The 21,809-nt window shown below is 48.2% G+C and carries 20 protein-coding genes; all 20 read right to left on the bottom strand.

The features are described 5' to 3' along the window. Positions 1-40 precede the first annotated feature (40 nt). On the bottom strand, positions 41-280 hold the full coding sequence (locus tag ACLTOQ_RS04930) for a DUF6061 family protein (protein ID WP_117959611.1): 240 nt from the start codon (positions 278-280) through the stop codon (positions 41-43). Between the two features lie 192 nt (positions 281-472). Beyond that, positions 473-1,447, bottom strand: a complete 975-nt coding sequence (locus ACLTOQ_RS04925; protein ID WP_412318937.1) for a hypothetical protein — start codon at positions 1,445-1,447, stop codon at positions 473-475. A gap of 167 nt (positions 1,448-1,614) precedes the next feature. Beyond that, entirely contained in the window at positions 1,615-2,088 is a 474-nt protein-coding gene (locus tag ACLTOQ_RS04920; RefSeq protein WP_412272035.1) for a GNAT family N-acetyltransferase, read from the bottom strand. Between the two features lie 2 nt (positions 2,089-2,090). Continuing rightward, positions 2,091-3,062 carry an acyltransferase family protein gene (locus ACLTOQ_RS04915; RefSeq protein WP_412318936.1) on the bottom strand — a complete coding sequence of 324 codons (972 nt, stop codon included), beginning with the start codon at positions 3,060-3,062 and terminating at the stop codon, positions 2,091-2,093. A gap of 48 nt (positions 3,063-3,110) precedes the next feature. Further along, positions 3,111-5,327 carry a hypothetical protein gene (locus tag ACLTOQ_RS04910; protein WP_412318935.1) on the bottom strand — a complete coding sequence of 739 codons (2,217 nt, stop codon included), beginning with the start codon at positions 5,325-5,327 and terminating at the stop codon, positions 3,111-3,113. Positions 5,328-5,726: 399 nt separating this feature from the next. Next, complete coding sequence (locus tag ACLTOQ_RS04905) at positions 5,727-7,559, bottom strand: single-stranded-DNA-specific exonuclease RecJ (RefSeq protein ID WP_412318934.1); 1,833 nt, start codon at positions 7,557-7,559, stop codon at positions 5,727-5,729. After that, complete coding sequence (gene secD, locus ACLTOQ_RS04900) at positions 7,559-9,736, bottom strand: protein translocase subunit SecD (protein WP_308727754.1); 2,178 nt, start codon at positions 9,734-9,736, stop codon at positions 7,559-7,561. The genes ACLTOQ_RS04905 and secD overlap by 1 nt, the downstream gene beginning before the upstream one ends. Positions 9,737-9,748: 12 nt before the next feature. Then, positions 9,749-11,140, bottom strand: coding sequence for a thioether cross-link-forming SCIFF peptide maturase (gene scfB / locus ACLTOQ_RS04895; RefSeq protein ID WP_021916041.1), 1,392 nt, complete (start codon positions 11,138-11,140; stop codon positions 9,749-9,751). Positions 11,141-11,230: 90 nt separating this feature from the next. Beyond that, positions 11,231-11,374, bottom strand: a complete 144-nt coding sequence (gene scfA / locus ACLTOQ_RS04890) for a six-cysteine ranthipeptide SCIFF (RefSeq protein WP_021916040.1) — start codon at positions 11,372-11,374, stop codon at positions 11,231-11,233. A 222-nt stretch (positions 11,375-11,596) separates the two neighbouring features. Then, positions 11,597-11,986 carry a TIGR04086 family membrane protein gene (locus ACLTOQ_RS04885; RefSeq protein ID WP_262586583.1) on the bottom strand — a complete coding sequence of 130 codons (390 nt, stop codon included), beginning with the start codon at positions 11,984-11,986 and terminating at the stop codon, positions 11,597-11,599. 168 nt (positions 11,987-12,154) lie between these two features. Continuing rightward, a complete protein-coding gene (locus tag ACLTOQ_RS04880; RefSeq protein WP_412318932.1) occupies positions 12,155-12,823 on the bottom strand; it encodes a 4'-phosphopantetheinyl transferase family protein in 669 nt (222 codons plus the stop codon). 95 nt (positions 12,824-12,918) lie between these two features. After that, on the bottom strand, positions 12,919-13,905 hold the full coding sequence (locus tag ACLTOQ_RS04875; RefSeq protein ID WP_337598115.1) for a diaminopimelate dehydrogenase: 987 nt from the start codon (positions 13,903-13,905) through the stop codon (positions 12,919-12,921). 85 nt (positions 13,906-13,990) lie between these two features. Beyond that, a complete protein-coding gene (locus ACLTOQ_RS04870; protein ID WP_412318931.1) occupies positions 13,991-14,998 on the bottom strand; it encodes an N-acetylmuramoyl-L-alanine amidase family protein in 1,008 nt (335 codons plus the stop codon). A gap of 185 nt (positions 14,999-15,183) precedes the next feature. After that, positions 15,184-16,449, bottom strand: a complete 1,266-nt coding sequence (gene hisS, locus ACLTOQ_RS04865) for a histidine--tRNA ligase (RefSeq protein ID WP_118497384.1) — start codon at positions 16,447-16,449, stop codon at positions 15,184-15,186. A 61-nt stretch (positions 16,450-16,510) separates the two neighbouring features. Beyond that, positions 16,511-17,410 carry a metallophosphoesterase gene (locus tag ACLTOQ_RS04860; protein WP_412318930.1) on the bottom strand — a complete coding sequence of 300 codons (900 nt, stop codon included), beginning with the start codon at positions 17,408-17,410 and terminating at the stop codon, positions 16,511-16,513. Between the two features lie 16 nt (positions 17,411-17,426). Continuing rightward, entirely contained in the window at positions 17,427-18,866 is a 1,440-nt protein-coding gene (locus tag ACLTOQ_RS04855; RefSeq protein ID WP_412318929.1) for a M20/M25/M40 family metallo-hydrolase, read from the bottom strand. Beyond that, positions 18,863-19,552 (bottom strand): hypothetical protein, encoded by a 690-nt coding sequence (locus tag ACLTOQ_RS04850; RefSeq protein ID WP_337598923.1) that lies wholly within the window; start codon positions 19,550-19,552, stop codon positions 18,863-18,865. Before ACLTOQ_RS04850 ends, ACLTOQ_RS04855 begins: the two co-directional genes overlap by 4 nt. A gap of 67 nt (positions 19,553-19,619) precedes the next feature. Next, positions 19,620-20,375, bottom strand: a complete 756-nt coding sequence (locus tag ACLTOQ_RS04845) for a DUF5058 family protein (protein ID WP_412318928.1) — start codon at positions 20,373-20,375, stop codon at positions 19,620-19,622. A gap of 340 nt (positions 20,376-20,715) precedes the next feature. Then, complete coding sequence (locus ACLTOQ_RS04840; protein ID WP_412319050.1) at positions 20,716-21,330, bottom strand: iron-containing alcohol dehydrogenase; 615 nt, start codon at positions 21,328-21,330, stop codon at positions 20,716-20,718. Then, positions 21,315-21,710 (bottom strand): hypothetical protein, encoded by a 396-nt coding sequence (locus tag ACLTOQ_RS04835; protein ID WP_412318927.1) that lies wholly within the window; start codon positions 21,708-21,710, stop codon positions 21,315-21,317. The genes ACLTOQ_RS04840 and ACLTOQ_RS04835 overlap by 16 nt, the downstream gene beginning before the upstream one ends. Positions 21,711-21,809 lie beyond the last annotated feature (99 nt).

Below are 21,809 nucleotides of genomic sequence, written 5' to 3'. Positions count from 1 at the left end.
CATATTCATCCTTAATTCATCCAAATTTTTCACGATTGATTTACCACACATCTAAACAATCTTCAGCATCCACCCAAGCCTGCATCTCGTTATCCAGGACCAACCGGGCATACTCCATAGGGGTGTCAATGGCAAGAGTATTCAATGCACACTGTGAATTAGGTGTAGTCTTCAATCCATCCTCTGCCTTATTACAGTCAATTCGTAAAAGCATATTATCAAAAGTGGTTATATCAATGCTATTGCAGCGTTGGTTATATGTAGCATATATAAATTTCATAGCTTTTTTATCCTTTCCGTTTTATTACAGATAAGCTGGTTGTGTTGGTAAATTATTATGTGTCCTAGAATTATCCTTTAGAACGTGAAACACAGGTGTTTTTCTCTATAATTTTCGATTATATGGCAGTTTTACAAAAAAGGCATGTGAAACTAAACAATCGTTTCCACACGCCTTTTTATAAATAACTGTTTAAATCGCGCCGATCATGCTCAGGTAATACTGATACAGTACGAGATTGGTATCGTCCTTATAGTGTACGCCGTCCGACGCATGGACACCGACGCTCATCAGGTAATCGTGGCTGTCCAGCCAGATAATCTGCGGAATCAGCTGTCCTTTTAAGCGGTCGTTGAACAATTTTACGCGTTCTTCCGTCATCCCATAGCTGTTTGCCCAGACCGGATTGACAGACGCATAATAAATCTGCGCGCCCCTTGCACTCCAGACTGCCGCCCAGTAATTGACATCCTTTGCATATTTATCCGCATCGGAAAGATCGTTGACGCCCATGTTGATGATAACTCTGCTGCCTTTGCCGATGATCTTGTCCGCCTGCGGGATCCCAGTGTCGTGCAGCCATTCGTGCCGGCTTCCGTTTTTGGCAACGACTGCTGCCGCGCAGCTGCCCAAGTTGCGCTCTACCGCATCCTTGAGCGTCACCATCCGGGAATCCCCAATGAAGACAATTCCTGCCGCCACTGCCGGCTGATTTGCAGCTGCTGCCGCGATCTGCGCCTGCTGGGCCGCCTGAGCCTGCGCTGCTGCGGCTTGTTGCGCTGCTGTGGCTGCCTGAGCCTGTATCGCAGTGATCTGATCCTGCGTCGCATACGCTGCCGCTTCATAACGGACATAGCCAATCTGGCTGCCAACCTGTACAAAATACCAACCGGTGTTGGTCTGGCCCCAGCCCCAAACGGTATTTCCTGCCGTCACGGACGTAAGCTTTTCCGCGTTATGGTCCGGCAGCGTCCGGACAACAGCATTTTTTGTCACATTCATCAGTCTCGGCGCACTGAACTGCTCCACCACAAAACCCGGCATCTGAATCTGTACGGATGTCAGTGTCTCTGCCGCCTGCAGCGTCATCTCCGGCACGCATACCCCAAGCGCTGCCGTCAGAACTGCAGCCAAAATTTTTGCCGTTTTTTTGTTTCTTTTTTTCATGCTCCCTCTCATTTCCGCCCCGAGTGCAGGACTGGTGGTTTTTATGTCTTCTGCATTGTATATCCATCATACCAAATATCGACGAAAATCAAAAGCTCTTTTATTCATGACAATAGAATGCTCGCAGAGCGTGCATTCTATTGTTGTCATACCATAAATCTGACAACTCATTTATTTTCCTGCACCATATGATAAAATACACCTTCCCCGGCTGACGTCGTCTGACGGATCGGCTCACCTTTGATTACAAAGCCCGCCTTTTGATAGCAGCTGACCGCTCTTTTATTCCATGTCCGGACCTCCAGATACAGTGGCTTTTTCCCAAACAGTTCTTTCGATATTTCACAGGCGGTTTTCGTCATCTGCTGCCCATAGCCTTCGCCGCAGCAGTCAGGATTTACGCCGATTCCGAAAAAGATTTCTGTTTCCTCTTCGTATAAATTGATAAAACCGACCAGCGCCGTTTCATCATAAAAAGAGTAAAAATGGTTCGCAGGATTGGCAAACCCAAAGCCTCTTTTTTTCTGTTCCTCATACGGTGTAGAATCATACACTGCATATTCTCCAGGATATTTCCACTCCGTAATCACATATTTTTCTTCTTCTGTTGTTTTATGATAAGTAAGCATAATTCCTTCCACACTCATCTCCCACTCAGCGCGGCCGCCGCTTTCCATAACAGATCAAACAGCATATGGATTACCCAGGCGAGCGCAACTGCAATTGTGGCGGCAGCCACGATCTGCACAACATTTTCCTGCTGTGGCAGCCAGTCATTGACAACGCGGTAAAACACAAACATATGGCACAGATACAGCTCCAGCGAAAAGCTGCCCACTGCTTCCAACCACCGGATTTTCTCATGCAAAAATGCGCAGCCCTGCACCATCAGATACGTCCAGATCAGCCCTGCAAGCAGACCGCTGCGGATTTTTTCTTCCAGCGGAGGGATCACGGTATAGCCTGCCAGTTCCGTTTTGACGACAAAATACATTCCGACCGCCAGTGCCAGAAGCTGTAACGGATACAAAAACCCCGCCGCCTTTAACAGCTGCCTTTCGTACTGCGCAAGCAGCATTCCAAACAAAAATGTAACATTGGAAATGTACCAGAACAGCGCGCGTCCCTGCCAGATCAGCAGTCCGAAATACGCCGTCAGGCAGAGTGCCATCAAAAGCATCCGCACCCACGATCTGTCAGAAAGCCGGTAAACAACGTAAAACGCCAGATAAAAGACCAGAATATTTCGGATATACCAATACTCTGCCCCGGTCAGGAACGAAACCCATCCTGTCATTCCCAAAATTCCACCGTCATAGACCGTAATCAGTCCCACAATCAGAAGATACGGTAAATAGACAGTTTTAAAACGTTTCCACAAAAATGTTCCGTTGATTCTCTTTTTCCCAACACTTTTGACCAGCCCGTAGCCGGACACTGCAAAAAATAAATCCACACCGTAAACACCGAACCTGCCCAGCCCATATTCCAGCAGATCGCTGTGAAATATCTCCCCAATCCACACTGCATAATGGCTAATCAGAACCAGGAAAATGGCAATTCCGCGCAGCATCAGGCTCTGTTCCTTCGTAAGAAAAGCTTTTCTCTGAGTCATTGTTTTCTTCTTTCATTTATTCCTTTCAAATACAGAAAAATTCAGGTTTTAAAATCGCAATGCTGCCCGGATCGTTTCATATAACGCCGGGTTTCCGGTCTGCAGGTTGATGCTGCCGTCCTTATTGACCAAAATCAGAAACAACACCGCTGCCTGAAAGAAAATCGCTGCCTGCAGCCAGGCAACATACAGGCCATAGACCTTTTTCTGCCGCGCCGCTTTCGCTGCCCCAAGCACTGCCACAACCGCCGCCAAAAAGATGCCAAAGGACACGTCGCAGCCATAGCGGATCAAAATTCCCGCGCCGTTTGCATCCACACAGCCAATCACAAGCGCTGCTGCAAGGGAAACGCAGCAAAACCACGTCAGTTCTTTGGAAAGTACACCGCTTTTTTTGAGTCTGCCGAGCAAAAAAATCCCCCAGGTCAGCATACTGCAGGCGAAAATCCCGCCAAACCAACTTTCCGTTACCAGTTTTCCGAGATAATCCGTCGCAATCGACGCGCTCTGCAAATACGGAAACTTTCCTTCCAGCTGCATCGGCTCGAACAGGAAATACCAGATTCCATACAAAATCCGCTCCAAATTCATGCCGCGGTGTGTCATATCGTTGCTCGTCATGCTATAGGACGCACCAAAATCAAAGGGGGAGCCAAACCGCAGCGCATTATACGCCATCAGTCCGGCCGCAATCAGCACATAGGGCACAACAAGCGCAGCTGTCTGTCTCCAGCCCTTCTTTGAAAACAGCTCCCTTTTTACAAAGACCCTCTCCCAGAACAAAACAACCGCCAGTGCTGCAAACAGGATAAACTGGGGTCGGCATCCTGCCGTGAGAGCCATACAGAAAGAGCCAAACGCATACAGCCCCACCGCTTTTTTCGGACGGTTCAGCCCTGCCAGATACAGCCAGAGTCCCCCTGTTGCAAACATCGCGGACGCAATAATCGGCACATGGTAAAGATCCGGTCGAATTAACAGATAAAACATCGAATAGCTTCCGACGAGCATCCCGGTTCCTACCGCCCACAGATAAAAGGGCTGCTCCTTAAAATACCGTTTCATCAGTTCATAGACAAACCCAGCCGCCGCAATGATAAATCCTACAAAAAAGACAAATACCGCCACATAGTTTTGCAGCGCGCCCCCCGTCAGCAGATAATAGGGCAAATACAATAGCAGCACTGGGACAATACCGAAATACACATAATATTTCCCATTGTAATAGGCATAGTCCGCCCGATAGCCGATTCCCGCCGCCTGCAGTGCGATGGTATCATAGGGATTTTTCATTGCTAAAAGCGCTTCTTCTGCATCCCCGACACTGACTTTCCCCTCCGAAAGTGCTTCTGCCAGCTCCTGGTACTGTGCGTGATGCACTGCCAAGTTCTGTCGACATGCCGGATTGATGCGGACGGAGAAAAATGCCCCTGCCAGCAATATTGCTGTAAACCCCAATACAACTACAAACCGCTTTTGACGACCGCGCGCATCCTGCGCGTCAAAGCTGATCTGATGCAGCCTGCTGTCTTTTTTCAGCAAAAGCATTCCAAACACAGCCGCCCACAAAACCACAAAGCGTCCCGCTCGAAAGTGGAATGGAATCGTTCCATTTGCAGTCAATCCCTGGTATTTTACAACCAGCTCGCCATAGCTTCCTGCGGCAGCATTTCCAGAGGCGTCCGCCGTCTGGATGCGGATATAGAAATCCGACACCTGTCCATACGGATACACCTTTAAATACCGATTTTCCGGAACCGACTGCAGCAAAATTCGCCCGTCGCCCAGGATATAAGGATAGCTGTTTCCCTCGTCCCGTGCAAATACCTCTGCCAGAACAGGCTGATTGTACAAAAAATCCAGATTCAAAAAAATCCGTTGCAGCGAGCCTTTATAATTTTTTACCCGCAGCGTCAGGCTGCCGTCCGGGACATGCAGATAGCCCGCGTCATCCAGGTAGCTGCCGTCAAGCAGGTACAGTGCACTGCCGCCTTCCGTTGTCTGATCGCCTGGCGTTGCCGCAGCGCCGCTCGCCACGTCCTGATCCAGCTCCTCGATCGCCGTATAACCCGCGAGAATTTCCGCCCGCGCAGTCAGATCCTCTGTTTTTTTTGTCACCGTCGTCCAGAACGAGAACTGACACGGTATCAGTTCCAGTAAAAGGGCTGCCAGCAATGCTGCAGCCGCCTTTTTTATCCATTCAGAGCGCATCTTGCCTCTCCCTGCTTTCTGATTTTTCTCCTGCCTGCCATCCAAATATCCCATATGTCATAAAAATCTCCATTCCGCAGGCGCTTTGCGCCGAAGGAATCGCGAGCAGAACTTCCAGTTCTGTTCTGCGATAATAGCTACTTTGTGACGCCTGCGGCACAAATAGCTGTGTGAAAAATAAGCGATCACGCTTATTTTTCACACTAGGCTCCTGTTTCAGTGTAGCATAAAAAAAAGAAAGTGAAAAGCTCTGCATTTTTCATGCAGAGCTTTCACTTTCTTATGAGGGGGGAGATAGTGAGTTGTTCTACTATCTGAAATCTATGATACCCGAAAATTGTGAGCATTTTGTGTACAGTTTCTAAAAAGCTTCTTAAAAGTTATAAACTGCGTCTAAAATCCATTTCGCGTTGTCAAAAAATATCAGCTTTTCGCCACCATCGCGCGGCTCTGTTACCGGTACTGCTGCATCACAAGCTGCAGCTTCGTATTTCCCTGCCAGGTATTGACGCCCGGATAATACACGACGTCAAAATACAGCGGACTGCCTTTTCCGCTGTACAGTCCGTCCAGCGCAGTCTGTCCGTATTTTTCCGCCGCATAGGCTTCGAAATTGTCCTTTCCACCAAAATACATCATCTCCCAGCGTTTTTGCTCGCTGTCCTCCACCGTAAAACGAAGCACATTTCCTGCTTTGCCGAGTGCACGAGCCGAAACAAACTTCAGATCTTTTTGTGCAAATACCGGCTTCGAATTGCCTGTTCCAAAGGGCTCCAGCAATTCCAGCTCCTCCACCAGCCTAAACGATACATAAGATACCGGCATTGGAACATCGATATGAATTTTTTCCTGCAGATCGTCCTCCGTCAGCGTACATATTTCATTGATTTTCTGACGGAACGGCTCCACATCCTCTTCCCGCATGGAAAGCCCCGCCGCCATCTTATGCCCGCCATATTTGGTGAAAAAGCTGCTGCATTTCGTCATTTCTTCATAAATATGATAACCTTCAATCGAACGCGCGCTGCCTTTTACGCCCTCTTCGCCTCTGGTCAGCACAAAGGTCGGGCGATAATAGCGTTCCCGGATTCTTCCTGCGATGATACCGGCGATGCTCTCATGGCAGTCCGGCAGGAAAACAACCAGAACACGGTCGTCCTTTAAGGGGCCGGATTCGATCATCTCTACCGCTATTTTGACATATTCCTCTGTCATTTCTTTCCGGCTGTCGTTTAACTGCTTCAAAAATGCTGCCTGCGCTACCGCAGCTTCTCTTGTTTTGCTGTCCAAAAGCTCCATCGCGCGCTGCGCGCTGTCCAGACGCCCGGAGGCGTTCAGGCACGGGCCGAGCACAAAGCCGATATGAAATGCCCCCAGCTTTCCATCCTGCCAGGGTAAAATCTGGTTGACCTCCATCAGCGCATGCAATCCGACATTCTGCGTCTGTTTCATCAGCTCCAGCCCGTGCCGCACCAAAATCCGGTTTTCCTCCCGCAACGGCATAACGTCGCAAATCGTTGCAAACGCCGCAAATTCCAGCAGTTCATCCAACAGGCTTCTTTTTCCGGATGTCAAATCTGTTGAAATCCCGTCAAAGCCGAACTCTGCAAATAAAAGCTGCATCAGTTTAAATGCAACGACCGCACCACAGATCTCCTGGAACGGATAAGTGTCTCCCGGCTGCTTCGGGTCGATGACCACATCTGCAGGCGGAATTTTATACCGCCGTCTGGATGTCTCTCCTGTTTCCGGATCCGGCTCTGCAAGGGGTTCTTCCTCATATGGAATTTCATGGTGATCCGTAATAATCACAGTCATTCCGTATTTTTTTGCCTGCTCAATCTGTGCATACGCTGCAATGCCGTTATCGCAGGTCAGAATCGTGTCGATCCCATCTGCGTAAGCTTCGTCTACCAGATGTTCGTTTAAACCATAACCATCCCTCATGCGGTGTGGAATCATCGTATCCACCACCGCGCCGCAGGCTTCCAGACCGCGCTTCAAGATATAAGAAGAACAGATGCCGTCCGCATCATAATCTCCGATGACGCGAATCGGCATCTGTCCTTTGATTTTATCCTTCAGCAGCAGCACCGCCTCACGGCTTCCTTTTAAAAATGCCGGATCATACAGATCCCGGATCGTGCCGTGGAGATATTTTTCAATTGCTTCATCTCCTTCGATGTCCCGGTTTCGTATGACGCGGGCCAGCACCGGGCTGATGGAAAACCTCTGCCCGATGCCATTAAAATCCGCCTTTTTTGCGGCAACGTACCATTTTGCCATTATTTTGCTGCCTTTTTATCCTTCTCTGCTTTCTTTCCGCCTACTCTGGTGCGCAGCAGATACCAGAACGCGCTCGCCAGGCAGATGGAGGAATAAGTACCGCATGCAATGCCGACCATCAGGGGCAGTGCAAACTCTTTGATACTGGACACGCCCAGGATGTACAGCACTGCAACCATAATAAAGGTCGTCAAGGATGTGAAAATACTTCTGGACAGTGTCTGGGAAATACTGCGGTTTACAATCGCCGCAAGCTCTTCCTTTGTCTTATAAGAGGTCATGTTCTCACGGATACGGTCGAAGATAACGATGGTCGCATTGATCGAATAACCGACAATCGTCAGCATGCATGCAATGAAAGTATTGCCGACAGAAACTCTTGCCGCCGCATAGAACGCAAGTACCACCAGTACGTCATGTACCAGTGCAGCTACACTGCTGGCACCGAATCTGACATCCTTGAAACGGAACCATACATACAGAAGCATCAACACGGTAGATACCACAACCGCAGATACTGCGCCGGTACGCATTTCAGAGCTGATGGTGGAGCTGATGGTCTCTGCTGTGATCTTCTCCGGATCTACACCAAATTCCTCTTCCAGTCTGGAATTTAATTCTTCTCTCTGGGAAACATCCAGCGTTGCAGACTTGAAGATAACCTGATTGGAGCCCTGCACCTTCTGGGTCTGTACGTTTGCATCCTTGCTGATTTCCTCGATGATCGGAACGACCTTTTCATCCAGCTCTTCGATGCTCATATCTTCGTTAAACTCTACACTGGTAGAAGTACCGCCCTTGAACTCCAGGCTGTAGTTTAACGCATCGCCGCCATTGCCCTTATGCACGCCCATTGTCACAAAGCCCGCAATGATGACAACTGCAGACAGGATGAAGAAAATCTTCTTTTTGCCCAGGAAATCGATTACCTTTGTCTCTTTTGCACGGCCATAGAATTTCTCATTGCGGATACCCATCGCATAAAATGCGTTCAGGATCAGCTTGGTTACAACCAGCGCAGTGAACAGGGAAACGACGATACCGAGTGCCAGGGTCTGGGCAAAGCCCTTGACGGTACCGGTACCCATAAAGTACAGTACAACAGCTGCGATCAGCGTCGTTACGTTGCCGTCGATAATCGCGGACAGCGCTTTCTTAAAACCGATCTGAATCGCAGATTTTACAGTTTTGCCAGTTGCGATTTCTTCCCGAATTCTGGCGAAAATAATAACGTTTGCATCGACTGCCATACCGATCGACAGGATGATACCTGCGATACCGGACAGGGTCAGGGTAACATCAAAGCCATTCAGCAGCAGAACAACCAGCACCGTGTAAATGCACAGTGCGATGGAGCTTGCAACACCGGGAATCCAGTAAACAGCGATCATGAAAACAATAACAATCGCAAGACCAATTGCACCGGCAATCAGGCTCGTACGGACCGCTGCAGATCCGAGCTGTGCGCCTACTACGTTGGAACGCAGCTCCTCCAGCTCCAGCTTCAAACCGCCGATACGGATGGTAGAAGCAAGGTTTTCCGCCTCTTCAAAGGAGCTCATGCCATTGATGACTGCCTTGCCGTCTGTGATCTCCGCCTGTACAGACGGTGCACTGATCACCTGATTGTCATAAACGATGTAAATAACATCATGGTTCGGATATGCTGCCTTTGTCGCATCAGCGAACTTTTTGGTTCCATCTGCAGTCATAGTCAGAGATACAACAGGCTCCTGATTATTCATACTATTGGTCTGATAGGCTGCCTGTGCATCTGCTACATCCGTACCGCTTAATACTTCCTTACCGTCCTTATCCAGGAAGGTTAAGGAACCGGGCTTACCCAGTTCTTCCAGAATCGCATTTGCGTCAGTTACTCCGGGAATTTCAATATTGATCCGGTCGGAGCCCTCCTGATATACCTGCGCCTCTGTGGAATAATTGTCTACACGCTGCTGGAGCTTATATATGGTATCTGCCATATCCTCCGAGCTGGGTGCTTCGTCTCCCACCACCTGATAGGTGATGCTTACGCCGCCTGCCAGATCAAGTCCCTGCTTAATATTTGCAGCGGAGCCTGTCTTTGCACTATCCAGTCCGAATACCGCAGTCCAGGTACCTGCCAGCAGAAACGCGATCACACAGACAAGTGTAATGATGCCTTTCTTCTTGCTCATTTTGCGTACTCCTTATTCTTCTTCGTCGGCCAGTGCCGCTTTTATCATAATCGCGCATTCCACGCGCTTTTTCTGAAGCTCACAGCCAAGCTCGTAGACGTCGTCGATCTTTCCGTGACAATTATAGGAATTGGCAGCACAGCCACCGCTGCAGTAAAATTTTGCAAAACAGCTTCTGCACTTTTCTTTGGCGTAAACATTACAGCATTTGAACTCGTCCACGATGTCAGGACGCACAATGCCTTCGTCCACGTTGCCCATCAGGAACTTCTCGTTGCCGACGAACTGATGGCAGGGATAAAAATCGCCCCAGGGTGTTACCGCCAGATACTCTGTACCCGAGCCGCAGCCGGAAAGGCGCTTTGCCACACACGGGCCGCCGCTTAAATCGATCATAAAGTGGAAGAAGTTGACGCCTCTGCCCTCTTTCTGACGCTTTAACAGCTCGACTGCCAGCTTGTCATATTCCTCAAGTAGCTGCGGAACATCTTCCGGACGCAATGCATAGGGCTCTTTGGGGTCTGTCACAACCGGTTCTACCGAGATCTGTTCAAAACCAAGGTCTGCCAGATGCTTGACATCCTCGGAAAAATCCAGATTATTATGGGTAAAGGTACCGCGTACATAATAATTGGTCTGGTGACGGCTCTCTGCCAGCTTCTGAAACTTCGGTACAATCAGATCATAGCTGCCCTGTCCACCCCTAAACGGGCGCATTCTGTCATGTACCTCTTTCCGACCGTCGATACTCAAAACGACATTGCTCATCTCTTTATTCAGAAATTCCATAATTTCATCATTTAAAAGCACGCCGTTGGTCGTCAGGGTAAAGCGGAATTTTTTGTTATGAGGCTCCTCCAGGCTTCTGCCATATGCAACCAGATCCTTAACAACCTGCCAGTTCATCAGCGGTTCTCCGCCGAAAAAGTCTACCTCAAGATTTACTCTGCTGCCGGAGTTGGCTACCAGGAAATCCAGCGCCTTCTTGCCGACTTCAAAGCTCATCAGCGCTCTTCTGCCATGATATTCGCCCTCTTCTGCAAAGCAGTACTGACAGGCGAGGTTACAGTCATGGGCAATGTGCAGGCACAATGCCTTGACTACAGTCTGGCGCTGTTTGAAATTGCCGATATATTTTTCATAGATGTCTTCTGTAAACAGGACATTATCCTGCGCCAGCTCCAGAATCTCCTCTACCGCCTCACGCACCTCGTCGTGGCTGTAGGTCAGCTTCTGACAGGCTTCCACTGCCGCTGTCACGGTATCCACATCCCGAATGCCGCCGGAAACAAGCTGTTCCGCCAGAGGGATTACATCATAAACCACATCGTCTACAATATGCACGCTGCCGCTGTTGACGTCCATAACGATATTGTAGCCGTTGTTCTTATACTGGTGTATCACTTTCCAAAATCCTTTCGTTTCTCGTATTCCTCTTAAACGCATAATAAGCAGCGATATGCATCGCTGCTTATATCTCGTCGCGTCGTCTGCTTATTTCATCTTCTCGCAGCTCTGATTGCCAACCGTGCAGGATGTCTTACATGCGGACTGGCAGGATGTCTGACACTCGCCGCATCCGCCCTTCTTCATGGATTCCTTCAGGTTTCTTGTTGTTAATGTCTTGATGTGCTTCATCTCACATAACCTCCTTATGTGTCACGCCAAAAAAGGCGCCGTCTTTTCGAAATTTAATTTATTATAGCATAGATTCTTCTATAGGGGAAGTGTTTTTTTAAAATGAGCTGCAAAGCGGCAGAACTCATGTTACCGTTTACCCGCGCCATTCGCAATACAATAGAATGCACGCTCCGCGAACATTCTATTGTCATGAACCGCGTCTTTGCCCTTCTCCCGGCGTCAGCTGAGCATTCCGCCCAGCATTCCCGCGCCGCTGCAGATCATCAGTGTAGTAAAAAAGTGATTACCGACATCCTGAAGACCGTGATTGACTATCAAAGTCAAAGCTGCCAGCACACAAAAATACAGACTCCCGGTCAAAAGTCCCCATAAAAAACGCCGATCCTGCATTCCTTTTCCGGCAAGCCAACCGGAAAGTCCCGCTGTCACCGCATAAATTACAAGAATTCCGATCGACACTGCCTGTGCGGAAAGCTGCATCCGATACAGCAACAGTGCCAGAAGTAATAACAGCGCCCCAGCCATAAGATACGACACCAACAGGCTTTTTAACAAAACAACCGGCATCCGCGCACCGGTTTGTGAAATTCCGGTTTTCTTTTTTTCCATGGACATGCCTCCTGCTGCATACCGCCTGCCAGACGGCAGACAGTGCTTTGCATTTCTTCATGTCCCATGTATATTCCCCGTCAGCTAAAAACTTTCCGATAAGAGAAGTTTTTTATAAAAACTTCCGGCGTTTCAAGGCTTTCCCGGGCAGTATCCGCACAGAAACCATCACACCTCTTCCGGGCAGCTGCAGGCGGATAAAAAATAATCCTCCAAAACCGGGTATTCACAAAACCTCGATCCCCAACCAGGCCGGTCTGCTTCCTCGACCCTGTTTTGGTTCCAGTCTACCATCAGTGCACGCAAATCTCTCGAAAGCCCGGTTCCGGTCAGCTTGACATAGCTTTCCTTGACTGTCCATTCCCGTAAAAATCGCTCCGTCTCTGCTTCTGACAGGAACAGTTCTTCCTTCTTGTCAAACTGTTTCTTCCAGGCCTCCAGCTGTTCCTGTAGATAAAACTTCTGCAAAACGCTGCGCCGGATCTTTGTTCTTTGCTGAAGATCCACGCCCACCGGGCAGTCAGAAAAAGCGCACACCGCATAATCTCCCGAATGGGAAAGGCTCAAAAATGCCCGTCTCCCATCCTGTATAAAAAGATACGGCTGCCCGTTTTTGGTATAACACACCGGACAGCCGTCAAATCCGTTTCTGCGTTTCGCCTCTTCTGCCAAAAGACCTGCCGTCAGACTTGCCGCACGCTGTTTTGTCTGTCTGCACGACAATGCTTTTTGTCTGCGAACCTCATCCAGCTGTGCGAGCGCCTTTTTCTGCATCGTCTCATCAAGGAGCGGCCGGATATCCGCCAGATAAATTTTTACTTTTCCGTTTTGAACCATCCGGTCGCTCCTTTCTGTCTGCGAAAAGCATCCTGCGGCAAAGTGGAATTTTATCCCCTTCCCTGCCGCTGATAAAAAGCCTTTCGAGCTACGTTTTACAGCAGATGTGCGCGCAGGTCTTCTGCACTTCTGGAAGAAAGATAAGCCGGAGCGATATCAAATACAGTCTTGCAGCCACTCATGCCCTCTTTGCTCATGCGATAAGCGGCTCTTGCATAAGCTACGATAACAGAACCGGTAAATTCCGGATTGGAATCGAGCTTTAAGTTGTATTCGATCACATGCTTATGCTCGTTGTCCATTCCGGTCACGCCGGTACGAATGACACAGCCACCGTGGGGAAGTCCGCTGTGATCTCTCTTCATCTCTTCCTCAGAAATGAAATGTACGGTTGTATCATAGTCTGCAAAATAGTTCGGCATGGTCTTGATCTCTTCTTCGATCTTTGCAAGATCTGCGCCCTCTTTGGCAACAACGAAGCACTCTCTCGTATGCTTCTGTCTGGTGGTCAGTTCAGGATTTTTGCCGCTTCTGACCGCATCGAGTGCCTCCGGTACCGGAATGGTATACTGTCTGGCATCCTTTACACCCTCAATCCGGCGAACCGCATCGGAATGACCCTGACTGACGCCCTTGCCCCAGAAGGTATAATCCTGTCCTTCCGGCAGAATACAGTTTGCATATAAGCGGTTTAAGGAGAACATTCCAGGATCCCAGCCGCAGGAAATAATGCCGATTTTTCCGCCTTTTTTTGCAGCAGCGTCAACGTCTGCGAAATGCTCCGGGATTCTTGCGTGGGTATCAAAGCTGTCTACAACGTTGTAATCCGCTGCATATTTGGGGGTCTGAGCCGGCAGATCCGTCGCGCTTCCGCCGCAGAGAACCAGCACGTCGATCTGATCCTGCATATGCTCCAGCTCAGAAGCTTCCAGCACCTTTACGCCTGCAGTGCGTATCTTTACGTTTTCCGGATTTCTTCTGGTAAATACTCCGACTAACTCCATATCCTCATTATGGGCGATTGCGCTCTCTACGCCTCTGCCCAGGTTTCCGTATCCTAAAATTCCGATTCTGATGCTCATTTTTTCTCCTTACCCGCTATTATGTCTATGCGATTTTTTTGTCGCGTTTATTTTAGCACAAACCGTTTTCATAGAAAACCTTTTTTTAGACTTTTTCCCCACTAATATAGTCGGAAAGATCCTGCTTTAACTGTTCCCAGGCATCCTCATGCTCCGCATAATACAGCGGACAGAGCTTTCCGCCCGCATCATAATGGCGTTTTACGTCCGAAACATCCAGATTGTATTCCTCCATCAGCCAGCCCAAAAGCTTTAGCAGGGACTGATAGGTTGCATCCGTAAATTTTCCGTCCTGGTCCAAATAGCAGCATTCAATGGAAATCGAGTGGTCGTTTTCCCCAATCACCGCATATGCCATCTCATTTAACGGAATACACTGGACAATCTCGCCCTCATATCCGATCACAAAATGTGCGGAAGCTGATGTCAGCCCGGTCTGTGCCAGTCCTTCGAAATAGTCCCGGTTCTGCCGTGCAGATGTCCCAGGATTCGCCGTATAATGCACATACAGCTGCGTAACCGTCGAAAGCGCATCCTGCGGTCTGGAGTATGGATTCGGTGTCAGGAGTGCTTCTTCCATCGGCGGTTTCTCGCACTTTTTTTGTTCCAGAATCTGGGTAATCCGGGAAATCGCCCCGGTTTCCGTACTCTGATTCTTCGAAATGCTGACGAATTTCCAAACCGCAAACGCCGCCAGCACTAAAAACAGCAACGCAGCAATATAAACCGCAATGCTTTGCAATTCTTTCTGCAGGCGGGTTCGACGACGGCAGCTCCTTTTCCTGTGCGCAGCAGGCGGTACAGGGCGGCGCCTGGCAGGAGCTTCATATTGTACAGTAGCACGACGGCGGATGGACGGTTCGTACTGCGTAGCGGATGAACGGCGTACCGCCAAGTCGCTGTAGCTCTGGCAATCCCGCGCACGCGCCGTTTTTTGCTCCATACGGTTATCCCAGTCATCGAACAGCGGCCGTTCTTCGCCCCATAAAAGATCCAGTTGTCCTGTTTTTCTGTTCTTCGTATATTTTTTCGTCGTCACCGGGCTATCCCACAATTTCAGCTCCGGTTCCGAATTTCTTTTTTCTTTTGTCATATAAAAAACCGCTCCCTTATATCCTGTCCGGCAGTTTGCCATACTCGACAGGATATCACAGGGAACGGTTTCTTTTCAGAAAAATTTCCTAAGATTTTCTTAAATCATCCAATACCGTCTCAAACAGGCACGCAGCGCTTTGACGCAATGATTCATGACAACAGAATGCTCGCAGAGCCTGCATTCTATTGTTTCTCGATCGGATTTTTATAAAACTCTACGAAATCCGTGTACCCTTCTTTGGTCAGCTGTTCCTTCTGGAACTTCTTGTTTTTGTTCATGCGCGCAACCAGAATCTGATCGCCGTTCTTTCTCGCTTCCTGCGCCTGTGCGATCACTTCGCAAAGGCGGTCGCCGGATACACCTTTTTCGATCAGGTATGCGATCTTTTTCGGCTGTCCGGGAATCTGGAATCCGTTTTCCATCATCAGCAGGATGATGCGCTCAAAGCCGATGGAAAATCCGCACGCCGGAACGTCTTTTCCGGTAAATTTGCCTACCATCTTGTCGTAACGACCGCCGCCTCCGCAGCTTCCGCCAAACTGAGGGATGGCAATTTCGAAAATGGTTCCGGTATAGTAGGACATACCGCGCACCAGAGTCGGATCAAAGGTGATCTCAAATTCAGACGCCTTTGTGGCGCGGACGCTGTCAATGATCTCAGAAAGGTTCTGAGAAACCTCAGGCTCGAGGAAATCCCCCAGCTTTTCTGCCAGCCATGCTACGCTGTTCCCGTTTGCAGTCAGCTCATCAAACAGAGACATATATTTGTCTGCCGCTTCTGCTGCGAAACCACTCTCTACCAGCTCAGCCTTTACACCATCTGCACCGATCTTGTCCATCTTGTCCAGAATGATGAATACCGTATCATAATCCTCTTCTGCAAAGCCGCTGTAGGCTGCCATTGCCTTTAAGATTCTTCTTTCATTGATGCGGATGACGAAATCCTGAAAGCCGAGCTTGCCAAGGGTCGTAGTCGTTGCCAGAATCAGCTCGATCTCCGCCAGATTGGAAGGCTCGCCCAGAATATCAATATCACACTGCATAAACTGACGGTACCGACCTCTCTGCGGACGGTCAGCTCTCCATACATTGCCGATCTGAAGCGCCTTAAACGGGGACGGAAGCTCGTTTGCATGATTTGCATAAAAACGAACCAGCGGAACCGTCAGGTCATAACGCAGACCGCCGTCTACCAGATCCATCTCCTCTTTTGCTTCCGCAAGATTTAATTTCTCGCCGCGTTTTAAAATTTTAAAAATCAGTTTTTCATTTTCGCCGCCCTGCTTGCTGTTTAAGTTTCCAATGGATTCCACACAGGGTGTTTCAATAGAAGTAAATCCAAATTTTCCGTAGGTTTCCTTAATCACGTTGATGCAGTAATCCCGCAGCTGCATTTCTGCAGGCAGAATATCTTTCATACCGGTGACAGGCTTTTTATTCAGTGCCATTTTACCGTTCTCCTTTGTTCGCAGTCCTATCGTTTCCGATTTTATACTATTTGAACGCTTTTTACAAGTAATAAATCGCTCCTGTTTCCGCACACAGGCACGCCAGCCGCGCGTTTGCCCGAATAGTACGGTAAGAGCAGCCGCAGTCGATATCATAATACAGACAGTTCTTCTGCGGATCATAATGCTGGTAAACCAGACCGCCGTTATACATCATGTAATCCTTGGATAGCGTCGGCGTATGTCCCGCAACGATCATCCCGTTTTCGATTCCCCCTGCCAGATACGCATCTTCCCGCGCCCGGAGATAAAAATCTTCGACACAGGTATATTTTCCGGTCAGACCTGCTGTCGGAAACTGCTCCAGGTATCCGGCATGTACTACAACACATTCCCTCTCCGGCAGGGAAAATCTGCAAAAATACGGCATTGCTTCCATCCTGGCTGCCCACCGCCGCAGATCTGCCATGGAAATACACTGTTCCGTGATCAGCTCCTCCAGGGTTCCGTAATGATCGAACACCCGGATTTGGTCTGCCTGCCGGTTATGCTGCTCTATCAGGTTCTTTGTCTCCTGATAGAGCAGCTCCAGATCTTTGCTGCTGCTTTCATCGATCACAAGCTGCCGCTTCTCCTGCACTGCCAAAAGCAGCTCCAGATAACATAAAAACTCTTCCTCATGATTGCCGCGCAGCAGCAGGATATTTTGAGGAACCTGCTCCATCCAGCATAGCATTTCATAATTTTGACTTCCACGGTCAATATAATCTCCTGCCAGGATCAGCTTATCCTGATCCGAAAAGCCGATCTTTGCAAGCATCGCGTTCAGCTCGTCAAAACAGCCGTGCAGATCGCTCATGATATAGGTATATCCAGCTTCTGTTTTGCCTGTTTTGGGGGACAGCTTTTTGCCTGGTGTCTTTTTTTTGAACCAGCTTGTCCAGTGTTTTAAATTGGTCATATCTCTCTTTCCTGAACTACTTCTCTGCGCAGATCAGATTCTTATAGAATTGCACTGCGCCGGGCAGGCAGTTATATTCCATGCACTCGTTCAGCCCATGCATGCCCTTCATCTGCTCCGGTCCGTAAACCACAGGCGCAAAGCGGATGCAGTTGTCACATACCGGACTATAGAACTGTGCATCGGTAGCCCCGGTCATTACATAAGGGCTGGATGGCAGTCCCGGAAAGGTCTGTGCAATCACCTGCTCCATCAGACGATAGCCCTCACCATGGATATCTACGGGCTTTGTATAGTCATTGGAATGGATAATTTCCGTCTCTAAACCGTATTTGGAAGCCAGATTCCTGATAATTTCAAGACTTTCCTTTTCTCCCTGATGGGGAATAAAACGCATATTGGCTCCAAGGGTTGCTTCCTGCGGAATCACATTATATGCATCGGAACCGGACTGCATGGTAAATGCAATTGTCGTCTGCAGCATAGCTCCTGCCTGTGCGCTGATCTTCGGAAGTACCGCTTTTAAGAGCGGCTTAAACAGCCACATATTTCCAAGCACCAGCTTTAACCCGAAAGAGGCATATGGTGCCAGAGAAGTAAACATGGCAGAAACCTCCGGAAGCATCTTCTTTTGGAACGGTGAATGTTTCTCTACTTCGTTTACAAAAGCACAAAGGCGTGCAATCGGTGTTCCCTTAGACGGCGCGCTGGCATGTCCTCCATTACTTTTTGCAGTAAACTTCACATCGGCCTTGCCCTTCTCAAAGACACCCACCATTGCAAAGTTTCCAGGAATTCCTCCAACGGGTTCCGTAATGATAGCTCCGCCCTCGTCACACAGAAGGAACAGCCGGATTCCTCTTTTCTGCAGTTCCTTTACAAGCTTCGGTGCTCCGTCTCCTGCCCATTCTTCGGTACAGGAGGATGCCAGATACACGTCCGTCGGCGGCACAAAGCCTTCCGCAAGCAGTTCTTCCACAGCCTCCAGAAAAGCCATTACCGTACACTTCGTATCCGCCGTGCCTCGTCCCCATACCTTACCATCTGCAATATCTCCGGAAAAAGGAGCGTGAATCCACTCTCCCTCTGCCGGAACGACATCCTGATGACTCATCAGAAGGATCGGCTTTTCGGACGATTTTCCCTTCCAATAATATAACAGATTTCCGTCTATTTCGGTTTTCTGAAGCTCTTTATGTACCAACGGGAAAAGCTCCTCTAAAACCTTATGAAATCCGAGATATTTCTCTATTTCCGTCTCTCCGGCATGTGAGGTCGTGTCACACTGTACCATCTTGGAAAGCTTTTGGGCAAGTCGAAGTGCCTCTTTTTCATCTGCATCCGGCTTATAATTCGAAGTTTTCTTCGGCATCAAAAGCGTCCGGACTATTGCAATCAGCAACAATAAAATGATAATCAAAAGGATTCCCAGTAAAACCAATCCTACATATTTCATGATTTTCTCTCCTTCTTTCCCTTCTTAAAGAAAATCCACGCTACCAGAATGGCAACTGCACCAGACGGAATAATCATAAAGCTGGTTGATCCGATCAGTCCCGGCACAAAAATAAACAGCGCACTCATCAACACAAGGGGGAATACAGCGATATGCATATTCTTACGGTAATATTTATATGCCATCGCTCCAAATAACGCCGGAACCACGTTTTCAAACGCCGGCTGCAATACTTCACTCTGTAAAACCGGCTGCAGCGGAACCATTAAAAGGACTCCGACTGCCAAAACCAGAATCGTAACAAGGGATGAGGTTGCAATGGAAATTGTAGAAATGATTTCATTTTCCGGTGTTCCGGTCTTCGCTCCAACCATATCACGCGCATTGACTGCACACGGAATCTTCATATTAATCAGATTACCGGTAATAAATGCAAGGTATCCGCCACCGGAACCCAGCATCGGTGTGTAGATCAAAAACTCTGCCACACTGCTCACCAGCCATACCAGTCCTACGGACAAAAAAGCTCTTGCCACCGCTCCAAGATCCGGATAAGCTCCTAAAATTTTCCCCATCAAAAACGGTGCCCCTACCAGCATAACCAGTGTCACGGCACTTACTACTCTTCCGATTACATGCGTGCGTTTCCGGTATTCTTCCCACGTACTTGTTTTATTTTCTTCCATAATTCTCCTGTCCCTTTCTTAAAATTGTGATCCACTTCTATGTATCTGCTTTTCTTCATCTATCTTATCAGATCAGCCCGACAATCACAGCGGCTGTCATACCGGCAATCATACTTCCCGCAATGGAAAAGCTGTCTACCCAGCCAAGCTTTTTCTTTTCAGACAGAAATACGAAGATTCCCATTACCAGTGCAGAAACCACCATAACCACAAGCGGAATGATATCACCATGAAAGGTAAACAGACCATTTTCAGAAATGAAGCCTCCGATGTAACGGCCAATGTAGGTACTTACAAGTCCAATGAACATTGCTGTCATCGCAAGATCTGCAAAACCGGCCGTTCCCGACTTGCCGGAGGAGGAATTCTTCGTGAGCTTCTGTGTATACTTCTTATTCAAGAAAATCGATAATACCATGCCCCACATAATACAGATACTCATCAACAGAGCAATCGTAGAAAATGACGTTGCTGTCATTTCAGATGCAGAAAGTGTCGTCATTCCCACCTGCTCCGCTGCTGCCTGCGCTACCTGTGTCTCATAATGAAGCGCTCCAATCACGGAAAGACGAAGCCACGGCCACGGTGTTCCCAGACTTCCGGAAAGCGCAATGACTCCCAGCAAAATTCCAATACTCGGCAGTACCGAAAAGGTTGCACTTGAAATAATGGTCCGTTTCATTTTTGTTTCATCCATTCCCAGTGCCTTGCCCGCCTGATATGCTCTGATGAGGAAAATCACACAGACGACTGCCACAAATGCAATAATACCGCCGCAAATGAGGTACATGGGCGCGCTGTTCAACTGATTTAAAATCGTCATAACTCTACACTCCTCTACTTTTATGGATTTAATCTCCCTAAGATTATGCCACATCAGCTTCAAAAGTTCCACCCGATCTTTTTCAAAGAAACGAACAAAGGATTAAAATCAGATTGTCATGTCAATCGTTATTTAATCCCTTTTCTCAAAAAGGCAAAAATAGAACGTATAGTTTATTTCCATACGCTCTATCTCACATTTCATATTATTTTTTTCTTCCATTACATCCAAATCAAAAGAATGCCGGATTACTATCTTCCTTATTTGCAGTTTAATAATATCTGCTTTACATCAGAACTCTCCAGCCTGACGTATGCCTTTGAGGCAATTGTGCTTGTCCTTACTGCTTCTGATGCCATTTCATCAAATAAATCCTCCGGTACGCCCGCCTCAGAAAGAGTTGCGGCATTTCAAGTGACTGATTGAAGGCTCTGACCTTTTGGATTCCAAGCTCTGCCGCTTTCCGGTTATCAGCCTCTTCTACGCCAAATACTTCTCTTGCAAATCTTGCAAAACGGGGTGCCGTCATGTCCGATAATACATAGCTCATCCATGCAGGTGTCAGTACCGCCAGGCCAACTCCGTGTGTGATGTCATAATAAGCACTGATCACATGCTCGATCGGATGAACACTCCATGCACCACCTTTTCCGACGGTAAGCAGATGATTCAGCGCTACTGTGGATGACCACATCAGATTGGAACGCGCCTCGTAATTTTCCGGCTCATCCATGGCCTTGCGGGCATATTTTATTACGGCTTTCATTACTGCTTCACTGAGCACATCTGTGATATATGCCTCGTCATTCGGTTGGAAGTACTGCTCCATTACGTGGGACAATATATCAACTGCACCGGCTGCCGTCTGCTTTGAAGGCAAGGTATATAAATAGGTCGGATCATACTTATCCCTCTTGCAACTATAACCAAATCCTGTCCCTACACAAACATCAATCTTTGTCTTGCATACAATACCTTCTTCATCCTGCCTTGACGTGATGTCATTGCAAAGCTGACCGCACTCATATCTGCATTTTCAAAATGAAGCAGCTTGTGTATCACCATTGCATAAAATAGCTGTTTTGTTGCAATAATCATTCTCTCAGTTTCTTCCGCAACGATTCTGGCTGCCATCGGCTGAATGCTACGCTCAGAATATATAACCTTATAAAATGTAAGCAGTTTTTCCTGATGATTCATATTGACATAACCCTGCACCACTCCCTGCAATACTTCGTATGCAGTTTTCCCTTGAAAAATTTGGCTGAAATCCACAGCCTTTATATTGGCATTTTTCTTGGACTGTTCTCTGAGGAACTGATACATTGCTTCCACAATTTCATCTTTGGATGAAAAATGCTTATAAAGCGAATTTAGCGTGTTTCCTGACTACTCAGGAAAAATATTTCTACCCTCGCCCCACCTGTATTTTCA

Source organism: Gallintestinimicrobium sp. (genome assembly GCF_046968865.1).
Taxonomy (GTDB): Bacteria; Bacillota; Clostridia; order Lachnospirales; family Lachnospiraceae; genus Gallintestinimicrobium; species Gallintestinimicrobium propionicum.
Note: the sequence above shows the minus strand (reverse complement) of the source record. Positions and strands in the feature narration are given on the sequence as shown.